This is a genomic window from Mesorhizobium kamtschaticum (assembly GCF_056174585.1).
In genome coordinates this window covers 1-17704 of the sequence record NZ_CM149691.1, presented here as the reverse complement: position 1 = coordinate 17704, position 17704 = coordinate 1, and the positions used below count along the sequence as shown (strand labels likewise).

Annotated in this window: 16 protein-coding genes and 1 pseudogene; 7 read left to right on the top strand and 10 right to left on the bottom strand. The window is 63.3% G+C overall.

Annotated elements, in window-relative coordinates; translation table 11 throughout:
* Positions 1–34 precede the first annotated feature (34 nt).
* The 4 genes from corA to AC0V7N_RS00070 all read left to right on the top strand — a co-directional run bounded on the left by corA (position 35) and on the right by AC0V7N_RS00070 (position 5090).
* Positions 35–1129, top strand: coding sequence for a magnesium/cobalt transporter CorA (gene corA / locus AC0V7N_RS00085; RefSeq protein ID WP_475453644.1), 1095 nt, complete (start codon positions 35–37; stop codon positions 1127–1129).
* 183 nt (positions 1130–1312) lie between these two features.
* On the top strand, positions 1313–1582 hold the full coding sequence (gene rpsO, locus AC0V7N_RS00080; RefSeq protein WP_006202929.1) for a 30S ribosomal protein S15: 270 nt from the start codon (positions 1313–1315) through the stop codon (positions 1580–1582).
* A gap of 280 nt (positions 1583–1862) precedes the next feature.
* A complete protein-coding gene (pnp, locus tag AC0V7N_RS00075) occupies positions 1863–4010 on the top strand; it encodes a polyribonucleotide nucleotidyltransferase (protein ID WP_172219814.1) in 2148 nt (715 codons plus the stop codon).
* A gap of 69 nt (positions 4011–4079) precedes the next feature.
* A complete protein-coding gene (locus AC0V7N_RS00070; protein WP_475453640.1) occupies positions 4080–5090 on the top strand; it encodes a class I SAM-dependent methyltransferase in 1011 nt (336 codons plus the stop codon).
* A 15-nt stretch (positions 5091–5105) separates the two neighbouring features.
* On the opposite strand, the gene AC0V7N_RS00065 is transcribed toward AC0V7N_RS00070, so the two are convergent.
* The 4 genes from AC0V7N_RS00065 to fabA all read right to left on the bottom strand — a co-directional run bounded on the left by AC0V7N_RS00065 (position 5106) and on the right by fabA (position 9436).
* On the bottom strand, positions 5106–6650 hold the full coding sequence (locus AC0V7N_RS00065; RefSeq protein ID WP_475453638.1) for a putative bifunctional diguanylate cyclase/phosphodiesterase: 1545 nt from the start codon (positions 6648–6650) through the stop codon (positions 5106–5108).
* Positions 6651–6813: 163 nt separating this feature from the next.
* Positions 6814–7617, bottom strand: a complete 804-nt coding sequence (gene fabI / locus AC0V7N_RS00060) for an enoyl-ACP reductase FabI (RefSeq protein WP_475453636.1) — start codon at positions 7615–7617, stop codon at positions 6814–6816.
* Positions 7618–7650: 33 nt separating this feature from the next.
* Positions 7651–8871, bottom strand: a complete 1221-nt coding sequence (fabB, locus tag AC0V7N_RS00055; RefSeq protein WP_475453634.1) for a beta-ketoacyl-ACP synthase I — start codon at positions 8869–8871, stop codon at positions 7651–7653.
* Between the two features lie 49 nt (positions 8872–8920).
* Positions 8921–9436, bottom strand: coding sequence for a 3-hydroxyacyl-[acyl-carrier-protein] dehydratase FabA (gene fabA, locus AC0V7N_RS00050; protein ID WP_475453632.1), 516 nt, complete (start codon positions 9434–9436; stop codon positions 8921–8923).
* 242 nt (positions 9437–9678) lie between these two features.
* Here fabA and irrA point away from each other — a divergent pair, with 242 nt between their 5' ends.
* Positions 9679–10128: an iron response transcriptional regulator IrrA gene (gene irrA, locus AC0V7N_RS00045; RefSeq protein ID WP_475460675.1), complete on the top strand. Its 450-nt coding sequence runs from the start codon at positions 9679–9681 to the stop codon at positions 10126–10128.
* A 10-nt stretch (positions 10129–10138) separates the two neighbouring features.
* On the top strand, positions 10139–10519 hold the full coding sequence (locus AC0V7N_RS00040; RefSeq protein ID WP_475453631.1) for a DUF4260 domain-containing protein: 381 nt from the start codon (positions 10139–10141) through the stop codon (positions 10517–10519).
* Here AC0V7N_RS00040 and AC0V7N_RS00035 read toward each other — a convergent pair.
* Positions 10509–11068: pseudogene (locus AC0V7N_RS00035) on the bottom strand (SH3 domain-containing protein). The gene AC0V7N_RS00040 and the pseudogene AC0V7N_RS00035 overlap by 11 nt on opposite strands.
* Positions 11069–11239: 171 nt before the next feature.
* Between AC0V7N_RS00035 and AC0V7N_RS00030 the strand changes: the two are divergent.
* Positions 11240–12217, top strand: coding sequence for an NAD(P)-dependent oxidoreductase (locus tag AC0V7N_RS00030; protein WP_496627634.1), 978 nt, complete (start codon positions 11240–11242; stop codon positions 12215–12217).
* On the opposite strand, the gene AC0V7N_RS00025 is transcribed toward AC0V7N_RS00030, so the two are convergent.
* The 5 genes from AC0V7N_RS00025 to dnaA all read right to left on the bottom strand — a co-directional run bounded on the left by AC0V7N_RS00025 (position 12178) and on the right by dnaA (position 17704).
* The gene (locus AC0V7N_RS00025) at positions 12178–12720 is read right to left on the bottom strand and encodes a GNAT family N-acetyltransferase (RefSeq protein WP_496627633.1); all 543 of its coding nucleotides are present in this window, start codon (positions 12718–12720) and stop codon (positions 12178–12180) included. The genes AC0V7N_RS00030 and AC0V7N_RS00025 overlap by 40 nt on opposite strands.
* A gap of 14 nt (positions 12721–12734) precedes the next feature.
* Entirely contained in the window at positions 12735–13487 is a 753-nt protein-coding gene (locus AC0V7N_RS00020) for a molybdopterin-synthase adenylyltransferase MoeB (RefSeq protein WP_475453625.1), read from the bottom strand.
* Between the two features lie 31 nt (positions 13488–13518).
* The gene (gene recF / locus AC0V7N_RS00015; protein WP_475453623.1) at positions 13519–14658 is read right to left on the bottom strand and encodes a DNA replication/repair protein RecF; all 1140 of its coding nucleotides are present in this window, start codon (positions 14656–14658) and stop codon (positions 13519–13521) included.
* A gap of 77 nt (positions 14659–14735) precedes the next feature.
* Positions 14736–15854, bottom strand: coding sequence for a DNA polymerase III subunit beta (gene dnaN / locus AC0V7N_RS00010; protein ID WP_475453621.1), 1119 nt, complete (start codon positions 15852–15854; stop codon positions 14736–14738).
* Between the two features lie 305 nt (positions 15855–16159).
* A complete protein-coding gene (gene dnaA / locus AC0V7N_RS00005) occupies positions 16160–17704 on the bottom strand; it encodes a chromosomal replication initiator protein DnaA (protein ID WP_496627632.1) in 1545 nt (514 codons plus the stop codon).

Below are 17704 nucleotides of genomic sequence, written 5' to 3'. Positions count from 1 at the left end.
CTAACTTCACGTCGACTCTACGCTCGAGGGACACATGGCAAAGGCCGAGGCAGTCAAGAAGCGGGCGCCGGTGAAAACGCGGCGGCCACCGGTCGGCGCTTCGCCGGGCACGCTGATCGCCGACCCGGCGGCGCGCCGCTCCGAGCTCAGGCTGACGCTGATCTCGCCCGAAAAATTCGAGACCATCGACAATGCCAGCATCGATGATCTCAACACCCATTGCGACAGCTGGCCGGTCGTCTGGCTGGATTGCACGGGCCTCGCCAACATCCAGCTGATCGAGGAGATCGGCCGGATCTTCAGCCTGCATCCGCTGGCGCTGGAAGATGTCGTCAACACCGGCCAGCGGCCGAAGGTCGATTTCTTCGAGGACCACGCCTTCGTCGTCATGCGTATGATCGACGACGTCAAGGTGCATCGCTATGAGCAGATCGCGGTGTTCTTCGGCAAGAATTTCGTCGTCACCTTCCAGGAGCGCGAAGGCGATCCCTTCGATCCCGTGCGCAAGCGCATTGCCGCCTCGCTGCCCAACCGGTTGCGTTCGCGCGGTGCCGACTATCTTGCCTATGCGCTGATCGATGCCATCGTCGACAGCTATTTTCCGCCGATCGAGACGGCGAGCGACATGGTCGACGGAATCGAAGACCAGATGCTGAACACAACGCACAAGCATCAGATGCGGCAGCTGCACGAATTGCGGCGCGACGCCAATGTGCTCAAGGGCGTGCTGTGGCCGATGCGCGATGCGCTGGCGACGCTGATCCGCAACGACGTGCCCTATGTGAAGGCCGAGACCAAGATTTTCTTCAACGACACGCTCGACCATGCCCTGCGGCTGATCGAACTGGTCGAGAACCAGCGCGACATGCTGACCGGCCTGATCGAAATGCATCTGTCGCTGAGCCAGGCGCGCACCAACGACGTCATCTCCTACCTGACCATCGTCTCGGTGATCTTCATGCCGCTCACCTTCCTGGTTGGTGTATGGGGCATGAATTTCGACCCCGAGAGTTCGCCGTGGAATATGCCGGAACTGAAGGCCTATTATGGCTATCCGGCTTCGCTGCTGTTCATGCTGGCCGTTGCTGTCGGGCTGATCGTCTTCTTCAAACGGAAGAAGTGGCTTTAAAGGCGAAAAACTTGCCGTTTTGGCGTGAAAAGCCGGCTTGGTGAATTGGGCTGGTGTTTTGCCGGGAATTGCACTATATGCGCCGCAGCATAGCGCCAAGACGCTTTTGCTTGCACCGGCCCCTGCTGGACGACATCCCGGCTGAGGGCGACCCGTTTCCTCAAACAGATAAGGAAAAACACGATGTCGATTACTGCCGAGCGCAAACAGGAATTGATGGGTGAATTCGCAACCGCCAAGGGCGATACCGGGTCTCCGGAAGTCCAGGTGGCCATCCTTTCCGAGCGCATCAAGAACCTGACCGACCACTTCAAGGACCACAAGAAGGATAACCATTCCCGCCGTGGTCTGCTCGCTCTCGTCTCCCAGCGCCGCAGCCTGCTTGATTACCTCAAGCGCAAGGATGACGCGCGCTACCAGACGTTGATCGAGAAGCTCGGTCTGCGCCGTTGACGAATTGACCGGCGGGCTTTCTTCGGAGAGCCCGCCGGTCGCGCATTCTGCCAGTCGAATAGATTGGCCAGACCCGGTTTCGAGCGCGCAGAGGGCCACTCGAAACCGCCCATGGACGGTCATGGGGCAGGATTGCAGGACGCTCGTGCGCTTAGCCCGCGCCGAAATTTACCCGAGCTTCCCGTTGTCTTGCCCGTGGCTGCCCGAGAAAGGAAGCCAGGGAAAGGGCATCCGCGCACCGTGAAACGGCGCGGCCCTTTCCGCTTATTAAGGACAAGACATGTTCAATCAGCACAAAGTGGAAATCGAATGGGGCGGTCGCCCGCTCATCCTCGAAACCGGCAAGATCGCGCGTCAGGCTGACGGCGCGGTGCTCGCCACCTACGGCGAGACCAAGGTTCTGGCCACCGTCGTTTCGATGAAGGAGCCCAAGCCCGGCCTCGATTTCTTTCCGCTGACCGTCAACTACCAGGAAAAGACCTATGCCGCCGGCAAGATCCCGGGCGGCTATTTCAAGCGCGAAGGCCGTCCGAGCGAAAAGGAAACGCTGGTTTCCCGTCTCATCGACCGCCCGATCCGTCCGCTCTTCGCCGCTGGCTACAAGAACGACACCCAGATCGTCGTCACCGTCGTCCAGCATGATCTCGAAAATGACCCGGACATCCTGTCGATCGTCGCCACCTCGGCCGCTTTGACCCTGTCGGGCGTTCCCTTCATGGGCCCGATCGGCGGCGCGCGCGTCGGCTACATCAACGGCGAATACGTGCTCAACCCGCATGTCGACGAGATGCAGGAATCCAAGCTCGACCTCGTCGTCGCCGGCACCGCCGACGCCGTGCTGATGGTCGAGTCCGAAGCCAAGGAACTTGGCGAAGAGCTGATGCTCGGCGCCGTCATGTTCGGCCACAGGGGCTTCCAGCCGGTGATCGACGCCATCATCAAGCTGGCCGAGGTTGCCGCCAAGGAGCCGCGCGACTTCACCGCGCCGGACTATTCCGCGCTTGAAGCCGAGATGCTGAAGATCGTCGGCGACGAACTCAGCGCTGCCTACAAGAACGTCGACAAGCAGAAGCGCTACGCCGCCGTCGACGCTGTCAAGGCGAAGGTCAAGGCCGCGTTTGCTCCGGCCGAAGGCGAAGACGCCAAGTACACATCCGAACAGATTGGCTCCGTGTTCAAGGAACTGCAGGCCAAGGTCGTGCGCTGGAACATTCTCGACACCGGCTCGCGCATCGATGGTCGCGACCTGAGCACGGTTCGCAAGATCGTCTCCGAAGTCGGCGTTTTGCCGCGCACCCATGGTTCGGCGCTGTTCACCCGCGGCGAGACCCAGGCGCTGGTCGTTGCCACGCTCGGTACCGGCGAAGACGAGCAGTATGTCGATTCGCTGACCGGCATGTACAAGGAGAAGTTCCTCCTTCACTACAACTTCCCTCCCTACTCCGTCGGTGAGACCGGCCGCATGGGTTCGCCGGGTCGCCGCGAAATCGGCCACGGCAAGCTCGCCTGGCGCGCTATCCGTCCGATGCTGCCGAGCGCTGACCAGTTCCCCTACACGCTGCGCGTTGTCTCGGAGATCACCGAGTCCAACGGTTCGTCGTCGATGGCCACGGTTTGCGGCACTTCGCTGGCGCTGATGGATGCCGGCGTGCCGCTGGCGAAGCCCGTTGCCGGTATTGCCATGGGCCTGATCAAGGAAGGCGAGCGCTTCGCCGTGCTCTCCGACATCCTTGGCGACGAGGATCACCTCGGCGACATGGACTTCAAGGTCGCGGGCACCGAAGGTGGCATCACCTCGCTGCAGATGGACATCAAGATCGATGGCATCACCGAAGAGATCATGAAGATCGCGCTTGGCCAGGCCAAGGACGGTCGTCTCCATATCCTCGGTGAAATGGCGCATGCCCTGACCGGCGCCCGCCCCGAACTCGGTGAGTTCGCGCCGCGCATCGAGGTCATGCACATTCCGACCGACAAGATCCGCGACGTCATTGGTTCGGGCGGCAAGGTCATCCGCGAGATCGTCGAGAAGACCGGCGCCAAGATCAACATCGAAGACGACGGCACGGTCAAGATCGCTTCCTCGAACGCCAAGGAGATCGAGGCGGCGAAGAAGTGGATCCACACCATCGTTGCCGAGCCGGAAGTCGGCGAAATCTACGAAGGCACGGTCGTCAAGACCGCCGACTTCGGCGCCTTCGTCAACTTCTTCGGTCCGCGTGACGGCCTCGTCCACATCTCGCAGCTTGCCAACGACCGGGTCGCCAAGACCTCCGACGTTGTCAAGGAAGGCGACAAGGTCTGGGTCAAGCTGATGGGCTTCGACGAGCGCGGCAAGGTCCGCCTGTCGATGAAGGTCGTCGACCAGGCCACCGGCAAGGAACTCGCTCGCGACAAGAAGACCGAAGGCGAAGAAAACGCCGCCTGAGCGGTCTGACAGGAAATCGGAGCGGGCGCGGCTTAGGTCGCGCCCGTTTTCGTTTGGAAGGTAGAGGGAATGTCCGCTGAGGCGCTGAAGACGCTTTTCCATCCGTTCGAGGCCGAGGCTCTTGCCTTGCCGCGAAAGGGCGAGCGCATCCTTTTCCTCGGCGCCGAACCGGGCTTTCGCCTGCCAGAAGGCTTCGAGGCCGAGCTCCACCTCGTACAGGGCTTCCGGCCGCACTTTCGCGCGCTGCAGGCATCTGGTGCCGCCGTCACGCCGCAAGCGGAAGGCGGCAGCTTTGATATGGCGCTTGTGTTTGCCGGCCGTCATCGTGGCCAGAACGAGCTGCGCATTGCCGACGCCCTCGAGCGCGTGGCGCCGGGCGGATTGATTGTCATTGCCGGCGGCAAGGACGATGGCATTGCCAGTCTGCGCAGGCGCGTCGACGAGCTGGTGCCGCTCGACGGCCATATGCCGAAATATCATGGCATCGCCTTCTGGCTGCGGCGCCCGGTGGATATGCAAGCTGCCGCGGCACTTCGCGCCGCCAACCCGGCGCAACTGGTAGAGGGCCGGTTCCACACCGCACCTGGCATGTTCTCCTTCGATCGCGTCGATGCCGGTTCGAAGCTTCTGGTCGACAACCTGCCCGGTGACCTGCGCGGCAGCGCGGCCGATTTCTGCGCCGGCTGGGGTTATGTGGCGGCTGAGATGGTCGCCCGTTGGTCAGGCCTGTCGGCCCTCGATCTCTACGAGGCCGATTTCGATGCGCTGGAGGCGGCCAAGGGCAACCTCGCCAACAGCGTGGCGCAAGGCTTCTTCTGGACGGATCTGCTCGCCGAGCCGGTCGAGCGCCGCTACGACGTCATCGCCATGAACCCGCCCTTTCATCGCAGCCGTGCGGCGGAGCCGGAGATCGGCGCCGGCATGATCCGCGCGGCAGCCAAGGCGTTGAAGCCCGGTGGCAGGCTGTTCATGGTTGCCAACCGCCAGCTTCCCTACGAGCCCGTGCTGTCGGCCGCCTTTGCCAGCCATGCGGAACTCGCCCGCGACGGTATGTTCAAGGTGTTTTCTGCGCGGCGGTGAAACGATGCGTATCGTTCAGTGCAGATTGGCGACGCGTCTGACCTCGTCGGTGGCATATCCGTCGCCAGCGCTGAACTTGAGCGGTGCCGGACGGCCGAACAGGTAGCCCTGCACCACCTCGCAGCCAGCGGCGCGCAGCAAAGTCGCCTGGTTCTCGGTCTCGACGCCTTCGGCAATGATGCTGACGCCGAGCGCACGCGAAAGCCCGACAATGGTCGACACGACGGCGCCGGAGCTGGAATCGGTATCGATGCGGCTGACGAAGGAGCGGTCGATCTTGAGCTTGCCGAACGAAAAATCGATCAGGTAGCTCAGGTTGGAATAGCCGGTGCCGAAATCGTCGACGGCAACGGAGATGCCCATGTCGGCAAGCTCTTTCAGGATAGCGGCCGCGCGGTCGCGGTCCTGCATCATCGCCGTCTCGGTGACTTCCAGCTCCAGCCGCGACGGCTTGATGCCGGTGGCCCGCATTGTGTCGCGCACGATGCCGACGAAATCCTTGGTCATGAACTGAACCGGCGAGATGTTGACGGCGACGAAACAGTCTTCCGGCAAATGGCGGGCATCGCTGCAGGCCTTGCGCAGAACCCATTCGCCGATCGGGTTGATCATCCCGGTTTCCTCGGCGATCTGGATGAACTCCATGGGCGGGATCATGCCGCGTTCGGGATGGTTCCAGCGGATCAGTGCCTCGTAGCCGATGATACGGCCGGTCGGCAGGTCGAGCTGCGGCTGATAGTGCAGGTCGAAGTCTCCGCGTTCGAAAGCGGTGTGCAGTTCGGATTCGACCCATTGGCGATAATCGGCGACACGCCCCATCTCGCTGTCGAACACCGACCAGTTGCCGATGCCGCTGGCGCGCGCATTCTGCAGCGCCAGGTTGGAGCGGCGCAGGATAAGGACCGGATCGACGCCATCCTTGGGCATGGCGACGATACCCACCGACAGACCCACCGATTGCTGATGGCTGCTGAGTTCATAGGGCTCCATCATCTCGTCGATGAGCCTTTCGACCATGCTTTCCAGCGTTCCCTGGATCTGATGATCCGGAAGCAGCACGGCGAACTCGCCGGCGCCGATGCGCCCGATCAGGGCGCGTGCGGGCACACAGCCCTGCAGCCGCGAGGTGAAGGCGCGGATCAGCTCATCACCCTGGCTGTAGCCGATCGCGTCGTTGATGTGCTTGAAACGGTCGATGTCGATGTCGATCAGGAACATCGGTTCCCCGGTTCGGCTTGTCGCGCACGCAGCCTCGGCGATCTTGCCGACCATTGCCGGGCGCGCCAGCAGTCCGGTCAGCTTGTCGAAATGGGTTTCGTTGAAGACGAAATCCGCCGATTCATCGACGCCGGCGAAGAAGGACATTGCCGCCACCGACGCCGCCAGCGCGCAAAGCGCAGCCATGATGGCGACCATCATGTCCGCTGATATGCCGGCAAAACCACCACCGAGGCCAAGCTTCAGGCCCCAGATGCCGAGGATGAAACTGCCAATGCCCGAGCTCGCTATCGTGAGCAGTCGGAACACCGGTGTTCGCTTCGGGTTGCTGACGGCAGACATTCAAAGGTCCCCAGATTGCGGGACTTATAGCGGAAATCTTCTTAAAATGAGTTTCCGCGAATGCATCCAATTTTACTGGAGAAGACTATTTTTTTACTGGAAATGGGCCATTTCTCCGAAACGGTTGCCCAAAGCGTGTCGCCTTGACCCGTTTCAGGGCCGGTTAGCCATCCGTCTGCTTCAACTCATCGAGCGTCGGCATCGAGACGATGTGATAGCCGGAATCGACATAGTGGATTTCGCCGGTGACGCCGGAGGCGAGGTCGGACAGCAAATAAAGCGCCGAGCCGCCGACCTCGTCGATGGTGACGGTACGGCGCAGCGGCGAGTTGCGCTGCTGGTAGGAGAACATGTGGCGGGCGTCCGAAATGCCGGCGCCGGCGAGCGTGCGCACCGGGCCTGCCGAGATGCCGTTCACCCGGATGCCGCGCGGACCGTAGTCGTTGGCAAGGTAGCGCACGCTGGCCTCGAGGCCAGCCTTGGCGACGCCCATGACATTGTAGTTCGGCATGACGCGGACTGAACCGGCATAGGTCAGCGTGATCATCGAGCTGCCCTGCGTCATCAGTGCCGCCGCGTTGCGGGCCACTTCGGTGAAGGAGTAGCAGGAGATCACCATGGTGCGGACGAAATTGTCCCGGCTGGTGTCGGCGTAAAGGCCCTTCAACTCATTCTTGTCGGAAAACCCGATGGCATGGACGACGAAGTCCAGTCCGCCCCAGGCGTTGCCAAGCGTCTCGAATGTGGCGGCGACCGAAGCGCTGTCCTCGACATCGCAGGGCACGACCAGCGAGGCGCCGAGCTTGTCGGCGAGCGGCTTGACCCGGCGGCCGAAGGCCTCGCCCTGGTAGGTGAAGGCGAGCTCCGCCCCATGTTCGGACAATTTCTGGGCGATGCCCCAGGCGATCGAATGATCGTTGGCGACACCCATGACAAGCCCGCGCTTGCCCTTCATCAGTCCGTCCATGGCTGGCAAATCCTTTTAGAAAAAACGCAGGCCTTATGCGGAATAGCGCTGGAAAACGAGCGTTGCGTTGGTGCCACCGAAACCGAAGGAATTTGACAGGACGGTGTCGATCTTGGCGTTGTCGATGCGCTTGCGCACGATCGGCATGCCCTCGAATTCGGGGTCGAGGGTCTCGATATGGGCGCTTTCGCCGATGAAGCCACCTTGCATCATCAGGATCGAATAGATCGATTCCTGCACGCCGGCCGCGCCCAGCGAATGGCCGGTCAGCGATTTCGTCGAGGTGATGAACGGCATCTTCTCGCCGAACACCTCGCGGATGGCGCCCATTTCCTTGGAATCCCCCACTGGCGTCGAGGTGCCGTGGGTGTTGATGTAGTCGACCGGCGTGGAGACCGTCGCCAGCGCCTGGCGCATGCAGCGGACCGCGCCTTCGCCGGAAGGCGCGACCATGTCGTAGCCGTCCGAGGTCGCGCCGTAGCCGACGATCTCGGCGTAGATCTTGGCGCCGCGCGCCTTGGCGTGTTCAAGTTCCTCCAGGATGAGCACGCCCGCGCCGCCAGCAATGACGAAGCCGTCGCGATTGGCGTCATAGGCGCGGGAGGCGGCGGAAGCCCGGTCGTTGAACTTCGACGACATGGCGCCCATGGCGTCGAACAGGTCCGACATCGTCCAGTCGAGATCTTCGTGGCCGCCGGCAAACATTACATCCTGCTTGCCCCACTGGATGAGCTCATAGGCGTTGCCGATACAATGCGCCGAGGTCGAGCAGGCCGACGAGATCGAATAGTTGACGCCGTGGATCTTGAACCATGTGGCCAGCGTTGCCGACGCGGTCGACGACATCGCCTTCGGCACGGCAAAGGGGCCGATACGCTTGGGGCTGCTGTTCTTCAGCGTCGTTTCGGCCGCCTCGACGATGGTGCGGGTGGAGGGGCCACCCGAACCCATGACGATGCCGGTGCGCTCATTGGTGATGTCGCTTTCACCGAGGCCCGCATCGGCGATCGCCTGATCCATGGCGACATGGTTCCAGGCAGCACCCTGGCTCAGGAAGCGCATCGCGCGGCGATCGATCATGGCGGACGGGTCGAGCGTCGGAGCGCCCCAGACCTGGCAACGGAAGCCGTGCTCGGCGAAGGAATCGGAAAAGCTGATGCCGGATCTGGCGTCATGCAGCGAGGTCTGCACCTCGTTGGCATTGTTGCCGATCGACGACACGATGCCGAGGCCTGTGACTACGACACGTCTCATTCGCAACTCCTTCCAGGGATGCTGGCCAGTGGGTCGGCCAGGACTGCGGTCAAGCGACCGCCGACTGCTTGGACAGACCGACCTTCAGGTCCGTCGCCGCATATATGGGCTCGCCATCCGCCTTCATCCAGCCATCGGCGATGCCCAGAACCAGCCGGCCGCGCATCACGCGCTTGAAATCCACGCCATACTCGACCTTCTTGACCGATGGTGTGACCATGCCCTTGAACCTGACCTCACCGGTCGACAACGCCATTCCCTTGCCGGGTTCGCCGAGCCAGCCGAGGTAGAAGCCGGTCAACTGCCACAAGGCGTCCAGACCGAGGCATCCTGGCATGATCGGATTGCCGATGAAATGGCAGGCAAAGAACCACAGGTCCGGCTTGATGTCGAATTCCGCGCGGATGAAGCCCTTGTCGAAGGCGCCGCCGGTCTCGCTGATCTCGGTGATGCGGTCGAACATCAGCATGGGCGGGTAGGGCAGCTGGGCATTGCCCTCTCCGAACAGCTCGCCGCGGGCGCAGGCCAGCAATTCTTCGTAGTCGTAGCTGGATTTACCCGCCATCAATCTCGTCCCCATATCGTCCGGGCGGTAGCGCGCCCTTGTCGTTGGTGTCCTAACACAATCTGTTTCAGGCCGGAAACCGGCGTTTGCGCTTAACCCGCCAGTCTGTCCGGGTCAATGCGCGCTATTGATCGCATTCGGACGACAGAATATATGTCAACAGGGGTTCGGTTTCGGCAGACATTCATTTTTTTGCCATTCTGGGCGTGTCTTGAAGCGGGACTGTGAGCTTGGAAGACCAGATAGACCGGGGCTGCCGGAAGGAAAATGTCGCTGTGGACAAGCGGGTACGTGAAGCCGGCCTGAGGCCGACGCGGCAGCGCATCGCGCTGGCCGACCTGCTTTTTGCCAAAGGCGACCGCCATTTGTCGGCCGAGGAACTGCACGAGGAGGCGCTGGCCGCCGGCGTGCCGGTGTCGCTGGCCACTGTCTACAACGCGCTCCACCAGTTCACCCAGGCGGGGCTGCTGCGCATCCTCGCCGTCGAGGGTGCCAAGACTTATTTCGACACCAACACCTCCGACCACCACCATTTCTACATTGAAGGCGAAAACCGGATTTTCGACATCGCCAACGGCCCGGTGACGGTCACCAACCTGCCGGAGCCGCCCGAGGGCATGGAAATCGCCAATGTCGACATCGTGGTGAGGCTGAGGCCGAAGCGCCAGGAACGACCGGCAGGGTCAGAATAATCGGCCAGAAATGAAACCCCTCGACCTGATAATCAGGCTCGAATGGGCTGCCGTGGCGGTCGCCGCTGTTGTCTTCTACGCTTGGTCAGGCGTTTCCTGGTGGCTCTTCGCAGTGCTCGTCCTGGCGCCGGACCTGTCGATGTTTGGCTACCTCGGCGGGCCGCGCATCGGTGCCATCGCTTACAACGCCCTGCACGTCCTGATACCACCGGTGCTGCTGCTGCTCGTCGGGTACCTGACCGGCCATGCGGCGGCAATCGCGGTCGCGCTGATCTGGATCGCCCACATCGCCATCGACCGTGCGCTGGGCTACGGCCTGAAGCTGCCAACCGGTTTTCAGGACACCCATCTCGGCCGAATCGGGCGTAAGCGTAACGACCTCAGTCCTTGACTCGCTCGCCGGGATAGGCACCCAGACCGCCGCCTGGGCGAGCCAGCCGGTGTGGCCGTCAAGCGTCATTTCGCACCATTGGCCGTCGCAGGACTTGATAGTGCCCATGACGCCCGGCTCGACGATCGCCACCACGCTGGCATCCTTGTCGGGGCTTCTGAGCATATTGATCTGGGCGCCCTTGCCGCGCTGCCATGGCGCGATGATCGCGGTGCGCCGGCCCGACAGCAGCGACTGGTTGATCCAGCCTTCCGAACCGTCGGCATCGCGCACGCGGCGCCACGTGTCGAATTCCTGGATGATCTCCATCGGCAGGCCGGCCTTCATATACATCCAGTCGACCGAATAATTGGCGCCCGGGCCGACGCGCGAGTTGACGCGGCCGGATTTCAGGCTGACGAATCGCGGCAGCGGCAGGCCGCTCGGCCCGAGCGTGACGGCGCTCTGGGCGGGTGCGGCCGCGCTCTGTGCCGCGGCCAGCGGGGAATAGAGGAGAGCGCCGAGAAATGCTGCGCTGAGGGTCAGGCGAAGCGACGCGAAACCAGACACTTTCGTTCCTTTCGGCGCTTGCCTCTCGGCCTCGGCGCCCCTTTTTCTTTGTCTTCGGCGGCACCGCTTGTTACATGGGTAAATCGGCTACCGCGACCGGCTTTCAGTTTCGCCGGTCTTGGTTAAAGAGGTCTCAACGAGGGAAACAATGGTAGGCAAAAGAAGCCTCTCGTGGTCATCACGCGAAAGCTGCCCGACCCGGTCGAGACCCGCATGCGCGAGCTGTTCGACGCCAGGCTGAATGTCGAGGACCGGCCGATGACGCAGCCGGAACTGGTCGCCGCGGTCAAGGAGGCCGACGTGCTGGTGCCGACAGTGACCGACCAGATCGACGCGGCGCTGATCGCCCAGGCCGGCGACAACCTCAAGCTGATCGCCAATTTCGGCAATGGCGTCGACAAGATCGACGTGGCGGCAGCGGCCAAGAAGGGCATCACCGTCACCAACACGCCCAATGTGCTGACCGAAGACACCGCCGACATGACCATGGCGCTGATGCTGGCTGTGCCGCGCCGGCTGGCGGAAGGCGCCAACGTGCTCACCGGCGACAAGAAGTGGGCCGGCTGGTCGCCGACCTGGATGCTTGGCCGGCGCATCTGGGGCAAGCGGCTCGGCATTGTCGGCATGGGCCGCATCGGCACCGCCGTTGCCCGGCGCGCCAAGGCCTTCGGCCTTTCCATCCACTACCACAACCGCCATCGCGTGCTGCCGGCGGTCGAGGACGGGCTGGAGGCGACCTATTGGGAGAGCCTCGACCAGATGCTGGCCCGCATGGACATCATCTCGGTCAATTGTCCGTCGACGCCCGCGACCTTCCATCTCTTGTCGGCGCGGCGGCTGGCGCTGCTTCAGCCGACTGCCTACGTCGTCAACACCGCGCGTGGCGACATCATCGACGAGGAAGCGCTGGTCAAGCTGATCCAGGACGGCAAGATCGCCGGCGCCGGCCTCGACGTCTACGAGCATGAGCCGGCGCTCAATGCCAAGCTGCTCAAGCTCGCCGCCAGGCACAAGGTCGTGCTCTTGCCGCATATGGGCTCGGCGACGCTCGAGGGCCGCATCGACATGGGCGAGAAGGTCATCATCAACATCCGGGCATTCGTTGACGGTCACCGTCCCCCGGACCGAGTGCTGCCGCTCAGAACCTGACGATCTCGCTTAGATGTAAGCCAAAGCTTACGAAAGAGCTTGCGCATGGTGATCGAGGTCGGCCTGGCGTAGCCCTCATGCGCCGTCCGGTCGGTTTCGTGAAAGCCGAGGCGGGCAAAGGCGGCATGATTGGCGGTGAGCTCAATCCGCGTCTGAAGCTCCAGCGCCGCCTTGCCGAGGTCGAGCGCGAGACCTTCTACCGCCCGCATCAGCCGCCGGCCGATGCCTTGCCCCTGACGATCCGGCGCGACGGCGAGCTTGCCGACATAAAGATCGTCGGCCCTTTCAAGAGCAAAGACGCAGCCGACGATCCTGTCGCCGTCGAGGGCGACGAAGCCGCTCTCCCGCCCGGCCTTGTCGCGCAGTGTGTCGACGGTGAGCAGATGAGCGGAGGACGGCGGGTCGATGACGCCGTCCATGAAGGCGAAAGCACGCATGATCAGGGCAAGCACCTCATCCCAGCGGCCGAAAGCGGCCGGGATGCGGATGATGGAGAGCGGCATGGTCCGCTCCAAGATCAGCGCCTGGCGTAGCGGATCGTTTCGAAGCGCGCGGAGAGCGCATCGTAGAGCAGCAGCCGGCCGACCAGCGGCTCGCCGATGCCGGTGATCAGCTTGATCGCCTCCATCGCCTGCAGCGTGCCGACGACGCCGGTCAGCGCGCCAAGCACGCCGGCCTCGACGCAGGACGGCACCAGGCCCGGTGGTGGGGCTTCGGGAAAGAGATCGCGATAGCCAGGGTTCGGCTTGCCATCCTTGCCGTCCTCGAAAGGCTTCAGCACCGTCACCGAACCGTCAAAGCGGCCGACGGCGGCGTGCACTAGCGGTTTGCGCTCATTCGCGCAGGCGTCGGCCACCGCATAACGGGTCTCGAAATTGTCGGAACCGTCGACGGTGATGTCATAGCCGGCGATCAGGGCAGGGGCGTTGTCCGCGCCCAGCCGGACTGTGTGTGTCTCGACCGTGGTGTTGGGATTGATGCGGGCGATTGCCGCCTTGGCGCTGAGGGTTTTCAGCATGCCGACCGTATCGGTGCCGTGGATGACCTGGCGTTGCAAATTGGAGAGCGACACGGTGTCGTCGTCGACGATGCCAAGCGTGCCGACGCCGGCCGCCGCAAGATATTCCAGCACCGGCGCGCCCAGTCCGCCGGCGCCGATCACCAGGACCCGCGCTTGCTTGAGCTTCTGCTGGCCCGTGCCGCCGACCTCGGGCAGCACGATGTGGCGGGCATAGCGTTCGATCTCGTCAGCGGTGAGTACGGTGGTCATATCAGGACCATATAGCGGCTGAAAAACCTTGTCAGGCGTCTTCGGTTGGCCCAACCGTGCCGTGGTCGACGGTCAGGAATTGTGCACGCCCCTTGAGGCTGGAAAACAGCGCGGCATCGGTTCCCGTCATGAAGGCCTGGCAGTTCAATTCCTCCAGGATTGAAAACAGCGCCGCGCGCCGTCCGCCGTCGAGATGGGCGGCGATCTCGTCGAGCAGCAGGATTGGCGTCATGCCGGACATTTCGCCGGTCAGCCGGGCGTGCGACAAGACGATGCCGACCAGCAATGCCTTCTGCTCTCCGGTCGAACAGAGCTCGGCCGGCATTGCCTTGGGCCGGTGCCGCACCAGGAGGTCGGAGCGGTGCGGGCCTTCGAGCGTTCGTCCCGCGGCACGATCACGATCGCGGCCACCGGCAAGTGCCTGGCGGAACCGCTCCTCGACATCGACCGCTGGCGTGGTGGAGACCGCGGTTTCCAAGTCGCCTGAAAGGCTGATATCGGCCTGCGGGAACGGCCCCGTGTCGGGCAGCCTGTCGATCATGGCGGCGAGCAGGCGCACCAGTTCGGCGCGCGCCGCCGCGATGGCGACGCCGGTTTCGGCCATCTGTGTCTCGATCGCCTCGAACCAGCGGTCATCCCGCGATCCCTCGGTAAGCAGACGATTACGGCCGCGCATCGCCTTCTCGTAATCGAGCGCCCGCTGGCCGTGGCCGGGATCGATCGCCAGCACCAGCCGGTCGAGAAAGCGCCGGCGATCCGCGGCCGGTCCGGTGAACAGCGCATCCATGGCCGGCGTCAGCCACACCACGCGCAGCCACTCCAGCATGTCTTCGGCCGATCGGGCCGTCGCGCCATTGATACGAACCCGCCTGCCGCCTTCGCCCTCGCCAACCGAAATGCCCGTGCCGATCTCGATCTGGCCGTCGGGCCCGTCGAGCCGGGCGTGCAGGGCAAACCCGCCGTCGCCGCCTTCGCGTGCGACATCGGCGTAAGGCGCACGGCGCAGGCCGCGCCCGGGCGTCAGCAAGGAAATTGCTTCGAGGAGGTTGGTCTTGCCGGCGCCATTGTCGCCGGAAAACACCACGGCGCCCGGTGCGAGATCGATCGTCAGCGTCGCATAGTTGCGGAAATTAGTAAGTGTAAGCTTACTTATATGAGTCTGTGCCGGCAACCGCTATCCGCCTGTAGAAGTCGCCATTGTTTCCGCTGCCGGTCCCGTCGCAGAGCCGGATCGATGAGCCGTGCCGGCTATACCCGCATCGGCATCAGCACGTAAAGCGCGGTCTCGTCGGCCATGTCGTGGATCAGGGTCGGCGAACCGGCATCGGCCAGCATGAATTTGGCTTCCGTGCCGGTCAACTGCGCGGCGACATCGAGCAGATATTTGGCGTTGAAGCCGATCTCGATCGGGTCGGACGAATAGTCGGCCGCCAGTTCCTCGGTGGCGCTGCCCGAATCCGGGTTGTTGACCGCAAGCGTCACCTGGCCTTCGCTGATCGAAAGCTTCACCGCGCGGCCGCGTTCGGAGGAAATGGTCGAGACGCGATCGACGGCGGCGGCAAAGCTCTGGCGGTCGATGATCAGCTTCTTGTCGTTGCCGGTCGGAATGACCCGCTGATAATCGGGGAAGGTGCCGTCGATCAGCTTCGAGGTCAGGACCACGCTGCCGATGGTGAAACGGATCTTGGTGTCCGACAGCTCGGTGGTCACGGCGACATCAGGGTCGTCGACCAGCTTCTGCAGCTCGCTCACCGTCTTGCGCGGAATGATGATGCCCGGCATGCCCTCGGACCCCGCCGGCGCATCGATTTCGGCGCGCGCCAGGCGGTGGCCGTCGGTGGCCACCGAGCGCAGCTTCAGCTTGCCGCCGACCTCATGCGTGTGCAGGTAGATGCCGTTGAGATAATAGCGCGTCTCTTCGGTGGAAATGGCGAACTGCGTCTTCTCGATCAGCCCCCTCAGGGCAATCGAGTCGAGCCGGAAGATATGCGAGAAGGATCCGGCCGAAAGTTCGGGAAAGTCGGATTGCGGCAGGCACTGCAGCCGGAAGCTCGAGCGGCCCGACGTCACCGTCATGGCGTTGCCGTCCTCGTCCGTCTTCAGCATCACCTCGGCGCCGTCCGCGAGTTTGCGCACGATGTCGTAGAGCAGATGCGCCGGAACCGTCGTCGCCCCGCCGCGCTCCACCTTGGCGGGCGTCGCTTCCGTCACTTCCAGGTCGAGGTCGGTGGCCTTCATTTCGAGGCTGGCGCCCTCGGCGCTGAGCAGCACATTGGACAGGATCGGTATGGTGTTGCGCCGTTCGACCACTCGGTGGACGTGGTTGAGCGACTTCAGGAGATTTGACCGTTCCAGGATAACACGCATGACGAAACAGGCTCGCTTGAAAGGATGAGCGGGTCTCCGGCTGGCGGCGCCCCGCGAAAGGTCTGAACAGGCTCAGAATCTGCGTAAACTGACAGGAAAAAGCCAGCAAACGCAAGCCCGCGCCGCCGGTTCGGGCCGGCTGCGCGGGCTTTCTGGGGATAAAGGCCTAGATGACTGCCGGCCAGTGTGCTGAATCCCGAATCCAGATCGCCGCCGGCCGATGCCGCGAGCCTATTTCGGGGGCGCGGCCAGGTAGGCAAGCCATTGAATTCCAGCGCGGTTCTGGCTTGCCTGTTCCGGACCGGTCAGGCCTGGTCGTTGATCAACCGTCGCAGCAGCTCGAGTTCCTGTGCCAGCGTGTTGTCGTTGCCGGAAAGGTCCTCGATCTTGCGCACCGCGTGCAGCACCGTGGTGTGATCGCGGCCGCCGAAGCGCCGTCCGATTTCGGGCAGGGAGCGCGGCGTCATCACCTTGGACAGGTACATGGCGACCTGCCGTGGCTTGACGATCGTGCGCGTGCGCCGGTTGGACAGCAATTCAGTCTTCGACACGTTGTAGTGGCGCGCCACTATACGCTGGATATCCTCGATGCGGACCCGCTTCGGCTCGCCGGTTCGATAGATGTGGCCGAGGATCTCGTCGATGCGGTCGATGGTGATCTGCGGCTCGAACGACTGGCGAAACAGCAGCTGATTGAACGCGCCTTCCAGTTCGCGTCCGCTGCCGGTCACGGTGCGGGCGACGTGATTGAGGATTTCGTCGGAAATATCGAGCGATGCGTCGTCGACCCTGGCCGTGGCCAGGCGCAGTTTGAGCATGCCGAGGCGCATCACGAAATCAGGCGCCGACATTTCAAGCGCGACGCCGCCATTGAGGCGCGAGCGGACGCGCGGTTCGAGCGACTCCAGCTCCGACGGCGGCCGATCGGCGGCGACAACGACCTGCTTGGCGCTGTCAAGCAGCATGTTGATCAAGTGGCAGAATTCATGCTGGATCGACTTGCCCTGCAGGAACTGCATGTCGTCGATGATCAAGAGGTCGATGTCGCGCAGCTGCTCCTTGAGCGTCAGCGCATTGTTGTCGCGGATCGCGGTGGCGAAGCGCCACATGAAATACTCCGCGGTGAGATAGACGACGCGGGATTTCGGGTTCTGCTTCAGCGATTCCGCCGCGATGGCCTGCAGCAGGTGGGTCTTGCCGAGCCCGACGGTCGCGTGCAGGAAAAGCGGATTGAAGCGCACGGCGCTCGACTGCGATTCCGCCACGGCCTTGGCGGCGGCGAAGGCCACTCGGTTCGACGGGCCTTCGATGAAGGAGCCGAACGTGTAGCGCGGATCAAGCGGGGATCCCAGCACGTTGTGGCGGAACTCTGTCTCGACCGCAGCACCCGGGCGCGGCACGGGAGGCCGTTCCACCCTGCCGGGGCTCACAGTGCCGGCGGCCAGCGCCGTCTGCGTCTGTCGTGTCATCTTGCGCGCCGGCGCCAGTTCCGGTTCGACATGGCTGCGCCCCTGACGGGTGGCCGTGCGCACCACGATCTCGATCTTGAGGAGATCGGCATCCTCCTGCTTCCACAGCTCGGAGATGAGGTCGAGATAGTGGCCGTTGATCCACGAGCGCAGGAACGCGGTGGGCACCGAGATGCGGACAATGCCCTTGGACGCCTCCGCGACCTTCATACGGCCGAACCAGCTCGAATAGACTTCAGCCCCCAGACGCGCCTTCAACTGGGTCTTGACCCGGTCGAACTTCTGTTCCGCGTCGCTGGAGACCGCCATCTCGTTTGCTCCGATCAAAGTTCCAGGAAATGGGAGGTCGCCCGTAAGCTCCCTTTCGATGCCGCTCTGCAT